The sequence below is a fragment of the Sinomonas sp. ASV322 genome (assembly GCF_030908245.1).
Lineage (GTDB): Bacteria > Actinomycetota > Actinomycetes > Actinomycetales > Micrococcaceae > Sinomonas.
In genome coordinates, this window is record NZ_JAVFJJ010000008.1 from 17,865 (window position 1) to 30,289 (window position 12,425).

At 68.0% G+C, this 12,425-nt stretch carries 10 protein-coding genes; 6 read left to right on the forward strand and 4 right to left on the reverse strand.

The window, feature by feature from the left end:
- The first annotated feature begins 118 nt into the window (after positions 1–118).
- The 5 genes from RBS12_RS12205 (at position 119) to RBS12_RS12225 (ending at position 5,238) form a co-directional block, all read left to right on the forward strand.
- Complete coding sequence (locus RBS12_RS12205; RefSeq protein WP_307966384.1) at positions 119–769, forward strand: SDR family oxidoreductase; 651 nt, start codon at positions 119–121, stop codon at positions 767–769.
- 16 nt (positions 770–785) lie between these two features.
- Positions 786–1,343 (forward strand): dihydrofolate reductase family protein, encoded by a 558-nt coding sequence (locus RBS12_RS12210; RefSeq protein ID WP_307966385.1) that lies wholly within the window; start codon positions 786–788, stop codon positions 1,341–1,343.
- 114 nt (positions 1,344–1,457) lie between these two features.
- Positions 1,458–1,817 carry a DUF1801 domain-containing protein gene (locus RBS12_RS12215; protein ID WP_307966386.1) on the forward strand — a complete coding sequence of 120 codons (360 nt, stop codon included), beginning with the start codon at positions 1,458–1,460 and terminating at the stop codon, positions 1,815–1,817.
- Positions 1,818–1,927: 110 nt separating this feature from the next.
- Positions 1,928–4,114 (forward strand): AAA family ATPase, encoded by a 2,187-nt coding sequence (locus RBS12_RS12220; RefSeq protein WP_307966387.1) that lies wholly within the window; start codon positions 1,928–1,930, stop codon positions 4,112–4,114.
- Positions 4,111–5,238 carry a hypothetical protein gene (locus RBS12_RS12225; RefSeq protein WP_307966388.1) on the forward strand — a complete coding sequence of 376 codons (1,128 nt, stop codon included), beginning with the start codon at positions 4,111–4,113 and terminating at the stop codon, positions 5,236–5,238. The genes RBS12_RS12220 and RBS12_RS12225 overlap by 4 nt, the downstream gene beginning before the upstream one ends.
- A gap of 9 nt (positions 5,239–5,247) precedes the next feature.
- Here the strand turns inward: RBS12_RS12225 and RBS12_RS12230 are convergent, their stop codons facing one another.
- The gene (locus RBS12_RS12230; protein ID WP_307966389.1) at positions 5,248–5,907 is read right to left on the reverse strand and encodes an HNH endonuclease family protein; all 660 of its coding nucleotides are present in this window, start codon (positions 5,905–5,907) and stop codon (positions 5,248–5,250) included.
- Positions 5,908–6,192: 285 nt separating this feature from the next.
- The gene (locus tag RBS12_RS12235) at positions 6,193–6,999 is read right to left on the reverse strand and encodes a glycosidase (protein ID WP_307966390.1); all 807 of its coding nucleotides are present in this window, start codon (positions 6,997–6,999) and stop codon (positions 6,193–6,195) included.
- 240 nt (positions 7,000–7,239) lie between these two features.
- Here RBS12_RS12235 and RBS12_RS12240 point away from each other — a divergent pair, with 240 nt between their 5' ends.
- Positions 7,240–10,818 (forward strand): TM0106 family RecB-like putative nuclease, encoded by a 3,579-nt coding sequence (locus RBS12_RS12240; protein ID WP_307966391.1) that lies wholly within the window; start codon positions 7,240–7,242, stop codon positions 10,816–10,818.
- A 19-nt stretch (positions 10,819–10,837) separates the two neighbouring features.
- Here the strand turns inward: RBS12_RS12240 and RBS12_RS12245 are convergent, their stop codons facing one another.
- Positions 10,838–11,224, reverse strand: coding sequence for a hypothetical protein (locus RBS12_RS12245; RefSeq protein WP_307966392.1), 387 nt, complete (start codon positions 11,222–11,224; stop codon positions 10,838–10,840).
- A gap of 288 nt (positions 11,225–11,512) precedes the next feature.
- On the reverse strand, positions 11,513–12,388 hold the full coding sequence (locus RBS12_RS12250; RefSeq protein WP_307966393.1) for a hypothetical protein: 876 nt from the start codon (positions 12,386–12,388) through the stop codon (positions 11,513–11,515).
- Between the last annotated feature and the right edge of the window lie 37 nt (positions 12,389–12,425).

The window sequence follows — 12,425 nt, forward strand, 5'->3', positions numbered from 1 at the left end:
AATCGGTCAGGAACGCGGCGCGTCGGGGCCGACTCGCGTCCGGCGGCCCTAGAAGTGGGCCGGAGCGCTCGGTACCGTGGCACGTGGACGACGGAACCACCTGAACGCGGGAGGGCACATGGCGCGGATCGCCGTCATCGGCGGGCACGGCAAGATCGCGCTCCTGCTTGAGCCGCTGCTCGCGGCGCGGGGCGATGTCGTCACGGCGATCATCCGCACCCGGGAGCACACGACGGACGTCGCGGCGACGGGCGCCCATCCGGTCGTCGCGGACGTCGAAACGCTCGACACGACCGGCATCGCCGAGCTCCTGGCCGGACACGACGCCGTCGTATGGTCCGCCGGAGCCGGCGGCGGCAACCCGGCCCGCACCTACGCCGTCGACCGCGACGCCGCGATCCGCTCGATGGACGCCGCGGGGCAGGCCGGGGTGAGGCGCTACGTCATGGTCTCCTACCTCGGGGCGCGGGCTGACCACGGGGTCCCGCCCGAACACTCGTTCTTCCCCTACGCGGAGGCGAAGGCCGCCGCAGACGAGTACCTGCGCAGCAGTCCCCTCGATTGGACGATCGTCGCACCGAGCACTCTCACTCTCGGCCCCGGTACCGGCCGGATCGGGCTCGCCGATCACACGAATTCGTCGCGTGTGAGCCGAGAGGACGTGGCCGCCGTCTTGGCCGCGGTCCTCGAAGCCCCGGGGACTATCGGGAAGTTCGTCGGCTTCAATCAGGGGCAGACGCCCATCGCCGAAGCGCTCGCCTCGTTCTGACGACCCAGGAGGAGACATGGGAAAGCTCATCTACGCCGCGATCACGTCCGTGGACGGCTACATCGCGGACCGCGCTGCGCAGTTCGGGTGGGCCGTGCCCGACGACGAACTCCACGCCTTCGTCAACGACCTTGTCCGCCCGGCCGGAACGTTCCTCTACGGGCGGCGCATGTTCGAGGTGATGAAGGTGTGGGAGGACCCGTCGTTCGCCGAAGGCGGCCCGGCGCCCGTGGCCGACTTCTCGAAACTCTGGCGCGCCGCGAACAAGATCGTGTACTCGGGCACGCTCGAGGGCGTGGACACGGCGCGGACACGGCTCGAGCGACGATTCGATGCGGACGCCGTCCGGGAACTCAAGGCGAGTACGACGGCGGAGCTCGCCATCGGCGGCGCGGGGCTCGCGGCGGCGGCGTTCGCCGCGGGGCTCATCGACGAGGTGCACCTCTTCCCTGCGCCGGTCTCTGTGGGCGGCGGCACTGCGTCGCTGCCGGACTTCCGCGTGAACCTCGAGCTCGTCGAGGCGCAGCGCTTCGCGAGCGGCTTCGCGCACCTGCACTATCGCGTGCGGAACTGACGACGCCGAGAGCCGGACAACCCGACGATAGGCACTGTGTCGCCCTCCCGATGCGACGAAACGTGGGCGGATCTTAGGCGGCCTGAGGGGCGCGTGGGTGCGATCATGGTGCCCATGGGCACCGTGACGGACTACCTGGAAACGCTGTCTGGACCGAACAGGGAGACTCTCGAACGAGTCGTCGCGATCGCGCGCGAGATCGCCCCCGAAGCGGTCGAAGGCACGAGCTATGCGATGCCCGCCCTCCTCATCGAGGGCAGGGGCCTTCTGAGTACCCTCGAGACGAAGAAGCACCTCGCGATCTACCCGTTCAGCGGAAAGGTCCTCACGGAGCTCGCCGACGAGCTCGAGGGCTTCGACCGGTCTGCCGGAGCTCTTCGCTTCTCGGCCGAACACCCAGTTCCGGACGCGCTCGTCCGCCGCATCATCGAGCTGCGCCTAGCGGAAATAGAGGCCAAAACGCGCCGGAAGTAGGGCAGTCTCGCGCCAGCGGCTGGACTCCCAGCTCGTTAGCCGCTACGTCACTTTGGCGTGGTCTAATTCTGGGGTGCCCAAGCCGGCACTAGGCGCAGAGAGCAGGAAACATGGCTGACGCGAGCGTTCCCGAGGGCCAGTACTGGTTCGTCGGATCGTTCTACCCCGATCGTGATCCCCAGGACCAGACGGAGCGGTTCATCGCCGACGGGATCTGGGAGAACGGCTTCGAAGACCGCGACCTCGACACCGTCAAATCCATGAAGGTGGGCGATCGGATCGCGATCCGGACGACGTCCGTCCGCAGGAATGGCCTCCCGTTCGATCCCCGTGGGCATGCGGTACCCATCTTGGCCGTCAGGGCGGTTGGTGTTGTCACGGCGAATCCGGGCGACGGCCGCAGCGTGGGGGTCGAGTGGACTCGTCTCGACAATCCCCGAGAGTGGTACTTCTACACGGGCCGCCACACCATCTGGAAGGTCACGCCGAGCCACTGGATGCGCGAGGCGCTCATCCGCTTCGCCTTCTGGGGCGAGGACCAGGACACGGAACGCTTCCGCAACGACCCCGCGTGGGCGAAGCGATTCGCCGACCACGATCCGAAGCCGGAACAGCATTTCGGGTGGACCGCGTTCTACGAGGAGATGGCGACGGCGCTGCTCGCCTACCGCGACAAGCGTCCGAAGCTCCTGGCCCGCCTGCGGGAGATGCAGGAGCGTCACGAGGAGCTCAGCTTCCTCATGGACCGCGATCGCCGCGACAATCCCATGCCGCTGCGCGACATCTGCCCGTTCACGGTCATGGGCACGTTCAATCGGGGCGCAACGCCGGCAAAGCGCACCGAGATCGCAGCAGACTGGGCCGAGTTGCTCGGCGTCAAGGCGCCCGCCCCGACGAGCTTCGACGGCATCCCGCTTCTGAACAACCAGAACTCGTGGTTCTTCCCGACTGCTGGGACGCGTCAGAAGGACGATATCGACAGCCTGTGGGACGTCTTCGAGGCAGCCATTGCGGCCACGGATACGAGCGAAGACCACGAACGGCTCCGCTTCGCCCAGGCCTACAGCCGCGCGAGGGACATCTATCGCGTCGGCACGAAGCTCACGATGGGACTCTTCTGGACCCGGCCGTGGAACTTCGTGCCTCTCGACGGCCGTTCTCGCCAGTACCTCAAGACCGAGCTCATGCTCGACCAGGACTTCTTCGCGGCCGACGGCGCAGCGTACGCGCAGCTCCTCGACACCCTGGCATCCAAGTTCGAAGACCCGCAGTTCGCCGTCCATTCGTTCCCCGAGCTCTCGTGGACCGCCTACCTCGAGCGGGACGGCCGCGCGGCCCAGCCCGAAGCGGTTGCAAGGCCCGAGACCGAGGACGACGACGATCCGACCCCGATCTCGCCGCAGGCCAGCTACACGGTCCACGACATCGTCACGGACGGCTGCTTCATCGCAGAATCGGCGCTCAACAGCTACCTCGCGCGCTGGCGGTCCAAGAAGAACCTCATCCTGCAAGGCCCGCCGGGAACAGGCAAGACCTGGCTCGCCCGCCGCCTCGCGTATGCCCTCATCGGCACGAAGGACAACAAGTCGGCGCTGCGCGCGACGCAGTTCCACCCGAACTCGAGCTACGAGGACTTCGTTCGCGGCTGGCGGCCCGGCTCGGACGGAAAGCTCACCCTCGTCGACGGTCCCTTCCTCGAAATGGTCGAACGGGCGAACGCGAACCCCGACGTTCCGCACGTCATGCTCATCGAGGAGATCAACCGAGGCAACCCCGTGCAGGTCTTCGGCGAGCTCCTCACACTCATCGAGGCGGGCAAGCGCTCGCCCCGCGAATCGCTCCAGCTTGCTTACCCGCGCTCGGGCTCGGAATCCGTTCACGTTCCGAGCAACCTGTACATCATCGGCACGATGAACCTGGCCGACCGCTCGCTCGCGATCATGGACTTGGCGTTCCGGCGCCGTTTCGCGTTCGTCTCACTCGAGCCGAACGTGAACGACGCGTGGCAGGAGTGGATGGCCAAGCGGCACAACGTCGCATCCGAAGACCTCGAGCGCGTGCGGCATCGCTTCGAGGCGCTCAACGAGCGCATCGCGGAAGACCCTGGGCTCGGCGGCGAGTTCCGCCTCGGCCACAGCTTCGTCACGCCGCCTGCGGAAGAGCACGTGGCCTCCTTCAACGATTGGTTCCGGGGCGTCGTCGACACGGAGATCGTGCCGACGCTCGAGGAATACTGGTTCGATGACAACGCCAAGGCGGTGGCCGCCACCGAGGCCCTCCTGGATGGCCTCGCGTGACGTTCCCGGTCTGGACGACGACGGCGGAAGGGGACGGCGCCGTCGTCGCCGGCGGGGTGGAAATCACCCTCCGCAACGTCTGGCTCCTGCTCCTCTACGCCTCGGAGTTCTATCGATCGGGGCCTGAGGCCTTCGATGGCATCGAAGAGTATCCCGAGAAGCTGCCCGAACTCCTCGCCGAGCTGCTCGTGGCGAGCACGGAGGATCGCCTGCGGCGCCCCCTCACGCCGTCGTTCGCCCCCGCGGCGCGGGACCTGAGCCGCGTCCGCGGGGGGATCGACACACTCCGGACCGAGTCGCACCAACTGCTCTCGCGGGGGCTCGTCGCGTGCCGGTTCGAAGAACTGACCGTGGACACGCCTCGAAACCGCATGATCCGATCCGCGCTCGAGGCCATTGCTCCCCTCTGCGCCGAAGAAGACCTCGCGCGCCGCTGCCGTTCGCAATCGGAGCGGCTCGCGCGCCTCGGAATCGGAGTCCTCAACCGCCGCGCGGGCGAGCGGGACGCCCACATCCGCATCACCCGCAACGACGCCCGCGACCGCTCCGTGCTGCTCGCAGCCAAGCTCGCGCTCGAGCTCGCACTCCCGTCCGGATACTTCACGCCGGGGCACGGCCGCGGGAACATGTCCGAGCGCCAGTTCCAGCATCTCTTCGAACGGGCCATCGGCGGGTTCTACATCGCGCACGGAACTGCACGAGGGTGGACCGTGCACCGAGGCCGCAAGGTCGATCTCAAGACGAGCGACGCCACGTCCGGCCTCAGCGCGGTTCTGCCGCACCTCGTCACAGATGTGTGGATCGACGACGTCGCGCGCGGCCGGCGCCTGCTTCTCGGCGCGAAGTTCATGCCGCCCGTCGCGAGTGGGCGCCTGGCCCGCGAAACGCTCCGACGTGGGCACCTGCTCGAGCTGTACGCCTACGTGCGTGCGCAGGAGTCCCCCGCCGATGCGCTCTCGCCCGAGGCGGGAGGGCTCTTGCTGTACCCGGCGGTGGGCGCCGCGCTCACCGAGTCGTTCGTCACGGCCGGGCACCGACTCGGGGCGGCCACGGTCGACCTCTCGCTCTCCTCCGTCGATGTGCGCGATCAGCTCATCGCCGCCGTCGCCCCCTACCTCGGCTGAACCCATCGCTCACTCCGTCCGGCACTGGCCGAGCAGCTCGCCCGCCCGGCGTCGCTCTTCATCCGTCATGCGGAGCCCGTAAGCCGCCTTGATCTCGACGATTCTCACCGCGTACTCGCAGCGGAAGGACTTCGCAGGAGGGAGCCACGTCGCGAGGTCGCCGTCGCCCTTTTCCTGGTTGGCTGGACCATCGACGGCGAGCAGATTGGCGGGATCGTTGGCGAATTCGCGGCGGCGTTCCGCCGTCCACTGCTGTGCGCCCTTCTGCCAGGCATCGGACAGGGGCACGACATGATCGATTTGCACGTCGCTTGATCGCTCGCCGCGCCTGAACTCGATAGAACGTGTCGTATACGGGTCGGCGAGAATCCCCGATGCGACCATGCAGCGCGCCGGACCAGAGACGAAGGCGACGTCGAGGAGATCGCGAGCCAGGATATCGTTCCGCGTGTCGCAGCCGTTGCGGTCGACGTCGTCCCACGCCGGGCCGAACCTTTCGCGCGCATACCCGGTCTTCGGCGCACGCCCTGCGACCTCGATGCGCGCGAGATCAGCCTTCGCCGCCTCGAGGCGCGCGGCCGGAACGTGGCCGATCTGCGAGGCAGCCCACGGTGCAGGCGAGGCCAGACCGGGAGGATCGACGATCCCCACGAGCCATGACGCGGCCACGACGAGCAAGAGACCGACGACAAGACCCGCCAGACGCAGGGCAAGCCGTGGTGTCCGGAGTCGTGGTCGCCCACGAACTCCGTGCGTCGCTCGCTGCAGCATGGTGACCCCTAAGAACAGTGAAGGCGTGTTGCGTTCACCGTAGGCAGGTCACACGGCAGGGGTCTCGCGGGTCGGGGCGTATGTGGAAACACGCCGCTCGGCGCTTCTGTGGAGGAGTTACGGAACCAAGGGGGCCTACCGCAACTGTCCCCTCGACTTCAGAGGACAGTTGCGGGAGAGCCGTCAGGAGAAGGTCACGTCCTTGGTCGCGTGGTTGTACACGATCGTGACGGGTCCGCCGTCGTGCTTGAGCTCGTGGTTCGCGCCGCCCGGGAAGCCGAATGCGCCGTAGTTCTCATCCCACGAACGGTCGATCGCGATCTTGAACGTGTACGTTCCGGCAGGGAGGTCGACGGTGCGGCGCCACTGGGCTGCCTCAGCATCGAGGCCCATCTGGACGGCGTCCAGGCTGGGCTCCCAGTCGGATTCGGCACCGAGAGCTGCGCCGAAGTCGCCCGCGATGGCAACCGACTGCGGCTGATCCGAGACGAGGGGCTGCTCCTCGGGCTGCGCGGCTTCGCGCGCCTCGGCGGCCGGTGCCTCGGCGGCGGCCGCCTTCTTCGCGGTGCGCTTGGCCGGCGCCTTCTCGGCGGTGGGCTCCGAGGCCTTCTTGGCCTTGGTCGGCGCAGCCGGAACTGCGACCTCGGCCGGAATCGGCGTGCCCTCGGCGAGGGCTTCAGCGAGCGCATCGACGGTCGGGAAGGCGACGAGGGCGCGCAGGCCGTCGTCCGTGATCGACCAGCCAGAGCGGCCCTTGACCATCCACCCAACTTTGGCGAGCTTGGCGGTCGCGGTCGTGAGCGCCTTGTGGCCGCGCGGGATCCCCCCGGAGAGGAGGAACGCCTCGTGCTCGTCGAACGGAACCTGCTTCACCGCCTCGGCGAGCACGACCCCCGCGTTGGGGTTCCCCCCCGCCCAGCGGGCCTCTGCGAGCCCGTCGAGCACGGCCTTGAGTCGGGCTTCCAGCTTGTCGGATGCGTTCTTCGCCATCCCATCCCCTCTTCTATGCATGGATGTCCTTGCCCACCAATGGTCGCGGGTTACCCGCGAGTCGGGGACAAGGTGACCGACTGTGACGCACGGTCGTGACATCGAGCGGTCAGTTTACTCAGCGTGGACGATGCGGGTTTCCGGAGAGTTAAGGCTTCGCGACGATTCGGTACGAGCTGCGAGGCCAAAAATGTCGGAGGCAGGTGGTGTCATGGATCCAAGAGCGAATGAGGGGGTCTCGTGTTCATTCTCGACAGCCAGGATCTTGTGTTCTCGGCGACCGACGTCGTGACTGCGGCGAAGTGCGAGTTCGCGCTGCTGCGTCGGCTCGATGAGAAGCTCGGCCGCGTGCCGAAGCTCGTCGTCGAGGATCCGATGCGCGAGCGGGCGTCCAAGCTCGGCGATCGGCACGAACAGGCCGTCCTCGCAGACTTCCGCGCGGCGTATGGGATCTGGTCGCCGGGCACGAGCGGGGGCGTGGCCGAGATCGCTGAAGCGGCCGAGATGGACCGCGCGGTCCTCGCCGCGAAGCACGAGGAATCGCTTGCGCCCCTGCGAGACGGGGCTGACGTCGTCTACCAGGCGGGCTTCTTTGACGGTGAGTTCCACGGGCGCTCGGACTTTCTGGTCCGCCAGCCCGACCGCCGGTACCAGGTCTTCGACACGAAGCTCGCCCGTCATGCGAAGGTCGAGGCGTTGCTCCAGCTCGCCGCGTACGGCGAGCAGCTCGCGAAGGCCGGCTTCGAGCCTTCCGACGAGGTGACCCTGATCCTCGGCACCGGAGACCAGGCATCCTTCAGCCTGCACGACCTTCTCCCCGCATATCGCGAACGACGGCGACGCGTCACCGAGCTGACGTCCGCTCACCTCTCTCAGGGCGAACCTGCCGTCTGGGAGGCACCGGGGGTGGCTGCCTGCGGCCGATGCGAATACTGCGCCGTTCAGGCCGCCGAGCATCGGGACGTCCTCCTCGTCGCGGGCATGAGCCTTTCTCGGCGGAAGAAGCTGCGCGAGGCGGGAATCAGGACGATCGACGAGCTGGCCGCGTCACGAGAGCAGCAGGACGACGCGACGCTGGCTCGGCTGCGCGAGCAAGCGCGCTTCCAGAGCGGCGTCGAAGCGGGCGACGGCGGAGCGCTCGCCCCGGCTCACGGGGAGGAACCCGAGCACGAGGTCCGTTTCAAAGTGCTTCCGACCCACACCATCGCCGCCCTCCCCCGATCCAGCGCCGGGGATGTCTATTTCGACTTCGAAGGCGATCCGCTGTGGCAGGACCCCGAAACGCGTGTGTGGGGCATCGAGTACCTCTTCGGGGTCCTCGAGCCACCCGTGGAGGGAGCCGCGCCCGTGTTCAAGCCGTTCCTCGCCCACACGATGGCCGAGGAAAAGGCCGCGTTCCTCGACTTCGTCGACTACATCGAGGACCGCCGGAACCGATTCCCGGACATGCACGTCTACCACTACGCGTCATACGAGAAGACAGCCCTCCGCCGACTCGCCCAGCGGCATGCGGCGGCCGAGACGGTGATCGATGCGTGGCTGCGCGAGGGCCTCCTCGTGGATCTCTACGAAACCGTGCGCCACAGCATCCGCATTTCGGAGCGCTCCTACTCGATCAAGAAGCTCGAGCCGCTCTATATGGGTGCGGAGCTGAGAACGGCCGAACTCCAGAGCGCCGCCGGGTCCGTGGAGATGTATGCCTCCTTCTGCACCGCGCGGGATCTCGCGCGAAGGGCTGCTGCCGATGGAGACTTCGCCGAATCCGAGGCGAGGGGCGCCGAAGCCCAGCACGTACTCGACCTCATCCTCGAGTACAACAAGGACGACTGCGTCTCGACTCTCCGGCTCGACGAGTGGCTCAGGGAGCTCGCGGCCACCCATCCGGGCGCCCCACCCGTAACCCCACGCCACCTTGAGCCGCCGCCCGACGCCGATGCCGAGCAGGCCGATGGGCCGCTCCTCGAATATCTCGCCCAGCGCGGCGAGCACGGAACGACCGCCGACGACGGTCGCGCACAGGCAGACGACGTCGCCCTGGCTCTGCTCGCGGCGGCTGTGCAGTACTGGCCCCGAGAGAAGAAGTCCTACTGGTGGGCGCATTTCGACCGGCTCGAACGCCCACTCAGCGAACTCGAGGGCGTGCGGAACGCGTTCGTCGTCCGCTCGGCCGAAGTGCTCAGTGGCTGGCAGCGGGACAGGCAGACGCTCGCGCGCACCGTGAAGCTCCGCGGCCAGATCACGCCGGGATCGGACTTCCGCGAGGGCAGCTCGTGGTTCCGCGAATTCGCGCAGCCTCTCCCGGCGCCGCTCGAGCCGACGGACGGGCAGGGGCTCGGCCGGAACGGCTGGAACGGGACGATCGTCCTCGGGATTGGGGCAGAGGACGGCGACGACGTCCTGACCGTGAGGGAGAAGACACGCAAGGGGGTCGAGCCCTACGACCAGCTGCCGGTGGCGCTCACGGAAGAGCCGCCGCTCGGGACCAAGAGCATCGAGGCAGCCCAGGCCGAACTCGCGCGCCTCGCTGCAGATGCCCTTCCCGCCATGCTCGAACAGCCCGCGGTAGACCTTCTCCGGCGGCTCCGACCACGCACATTGGGCGCTGTGCCCCTGCCCGAGGCTGACGGGCCGGGAACGCTCCCTGACGCGATCGAGGCGGCAGTCCGCGTCCTCGATCGCTCCTATCTGGCCGTGCAAGGCCCGCCCGGCAGCGGCAAGACCTTCGTCGCGAGCCGAGTCATCGCGCGGCTCGTCCAATCCGGATGGAAAGTGGGTGTGGTCGGCAACTCGCACGCGGTCGTCGAGAACGTCCTGTGCCGGGCCATCGACGACGGCGTCCCCCGCGGCCTCGTGGCCAAGAAGCCCAAGGACGGCCCGCCCGAGGCGGCTCCGCTCCCCTGGCCTGTGGAGAACCAGAGCAATGAGGCGGTCGAGGCCCTGCTGAGCGGGTCCCGAGGCTGCCTCGTCGGAGGAACGGCGTGGACTATGACCGGCGCCTCCGTCCCGCCGGGCTCACTTGACTTGCTGGTCATTGACGAGGCGGGACAGTTCTCGCTGGCAAACACCATCGCGGTGAGCCGTGCAGCGTCGCGGCTCCTCCTGCTCGGCGATCCGCAGCAGCTGCCGCAAGTCAGCCAAGGCCAGCACCCCGAGCCTGTCAATGAATCGGCACTCGGGTGGCTCGCGCAGGGCCACGCCGTTCTCCCCGCCGAGTTCGGCTACTTCCTCTCGGAGTCGTGGAGGATGTCGCCCTTGCTGTGCGAGGCGGTCTCACGGCTCTCCTACGCTGGCCGGCTCCGATCCGCTCCGGCGGCACGAGAGAGAACCCTCGAGGGCGCCCCAGCGGGGGTCGAGACTGTTTTCGTCGACCATTCGGGCAACGCGACGTCGTCGAGGGAGGAGGCCGAGGAAGTCGTCCGGCGGGTGAGACAGCACGTGGGGCTCCGGTGGACCGAGGACGCCGTGACACGCTCTCTCGAACCTCAGGACGTCATCGTCGTGGCGGCCTACAACGCGCAGGTCAACCTCATCCGCGAGGCCCTCGACCGGGCGGGACTCCACGAGTCTCCCGTCGGGACCGTGGACCGCTTCCAAGGGCAGGAAGCCGTTGTCGCGATCGTTTCACTGGCCTGCTCCGACCCCGGAGAAGCGCCGCGCGGCATGGAGTTCCTGATTAACCGCAACCGCATCAACGTCGCTGTATCGCGCGCTAAGTGGCGGGCCGTCGTCGTCCGTTCGCCGGGGCTCACCGTCTATCTGCCGTCGAAGCCCGAGGCCCTAGAGGAGTTGGGGGCCTTCATCGGACTCTGCGGCGGGTGATCCGCGTCGGGGCGCCGTCTCAGAATCCGCCCTGTTCGAGTGCGAGGTTGACGGCCACCACCGTCACGATCGTGGCGATGACGAGCCCCAGAACACTGAGCCCGATCCCCAGGAGAGGAAGGAGCTTCCGGCCCATGCGACGGACGAGGGCGATGATCGCGCAGACCACAGACGAAATCGCTAGGAGGAACGAGAAGAGCGGAATGATGCTCAGGAGCAGAGCGAGCCCGCCCAGCACGACCGAGACGATCCCGAGAGTCTTGCTCTGGCTTGCGGGAAGCACAACGACGCCGTCCTGGGGTGTGTACCGCGGCGGGGCCGAGTACTGGGGTGGCGCCGTGGGTACGTGCTGCTGAGAGGACACGTTCGGCTGCCGGTCAGGCGTGGGTGGCGGAGTCGTGCTCATGGAAATCCCCCTGTTGGAATCACGGATTCATGGGCCCCCCGGGCGGGTGCCCACGGGTCTCAGCCCATGAGGGATCCTTGCACTGCCGGCCACCACTGATCCGCCCAATGGCCGCCACGGATGCCCTCGAACGCCCGCACGGAGGCCGTTTTCGGCTCGACGGAGCCGATGATCCGTGGTCGTAGGAGGCGTCGTCTCAGTGGTACGCCACCCTCTCCGCAGCGATCGGGGCCCCCGCGGTGCAGCGCGAGGGCCCCGATCGCCCGGAGACAGACACGAACCTTGGGGTCAGGCGTGCCGTCCGCGGCGGCGGTCAGCGAGGGCGGCCAGACCAGCCCACGCTCCGAGCAGGATGCCCGACACGAGCAGCAGGTTGGAGGCGAGGTAGTCGGGAGCCGGCGCGTATGACGCTGTCTGGGCCGAGAGGGTCACGTCGCCGTTCGCGGGGGCGGGAGTGCTCGTCCCCGGGTCCCCAGCGACGACAATACTCGGCGACGGCGTGATCGTGTGGGTCTGCGTCGGAGACGGCGTCGCCGCGGGCGTCACCGTCTGGGTCTGCGTAGGCGACGGCGTGATCGTGTGGGTCTGCGTCGGAGACGGCGTCGCCGCGGGCGTCACCGTCTGGGTCTGCGTAGGCGACGGCGTGCTCGTGTGGCTCTGCGTCGGTGTCGACGAGGGGGTCTCGGTCTCCGTGGGCGTCGGGTTGCTCGTCTGGGTCGGCGTCGGGTTGCTCGTCTGAGTCTGCGTCGGAGTCGGGCTAGGGCTCGGCGTCGGGATTTTGCAGCCGGCAGCCAAGATCTGCGCGCCGGTCGCTGTACCGAACTGCGTCGTCAGATTCTGCCCAGCCACGTGGTGCGTCACGCCGTCCTTGACGTAGTCGAATGCCGGCCAGATGTCGTTTGGCGTGCCGTCGGTGCCGTCGTGGTCGATGTGGCCAGCCTTGTAGAAAGCGGCGACGCTGGTCGTGAGGTCGACGAACGGGTTCGAGTCCGATCCAGTGCCATGGCAGAACTCGATCTTCTTGGTGTCGAAGTTGTCCTGTTTGCCGTCGCCCGCCACGGCGAGCGCGGGGCTCGTGGCGACGCCGCCCGCCAGGAGGCAGCACGCGGCCGCGAGGACGAGCCGGCGCACCGTCCGACGGGAGGGTGAGGTGAGGGAGCGCATGATGTGGTCCTTTCGGGATGAACGGAAGAGATGGGTG

Excerpts from the sequence above, each read along its gene's own strand:
- RBS12_RS12205 (WP_307966384.1), top strand. The coding sequence starts at position 119 with ATGGCGCGGATCGCCGTCATCGGCGGGCACGGCAAGATCGCGCTCCTG.
- RBS12_RS12210 (WP_307966385.1), top strand. The coding sequence starts at position 786 with ATGGGAAAGCTCATCTACGCCGCGATCACGTCCGTGGACGGCTACATC.
- RBS12_RS12215 (WP_307966386.1), top strand. The coding sequence starts at position 1,458 with ATGGGCACCGTGACGGACTACCTGGAAACGCTGTCTGGACCGAACAGG.
- RBS12_RS12220 (WP_307966387.1), top strand. The coding sequence starts at position 1,928 with ATGGCTGACGCGAGCGTTCCCGAGGGCCAGTACTGGTTCGTCGGATCG.
- RBS12_RS12235 (WP_307966390.1), bottom strand. The coding sequence starts at position 6,999 with ATGGCGAAGAACGCATCCGACAAGCTGGAAGCCCGACTCAAGGCCGTG.
- RBS12_RS12245 (WP_307966392.1), bottom strand. The coding sequence starts at position 11,224 with ATGAGCACGACTCCGCCACCCACGCCTGACCGGCAGCCGAACGTGTCC.
- RBS12_RS12250 (WP_307966393.1), bottom strand. The coding sequence starts at position 12,388 with ATGCGCTCCCTCACCTCACCCTCCCGTCGGACGGTGCGCCGGCTCGTC.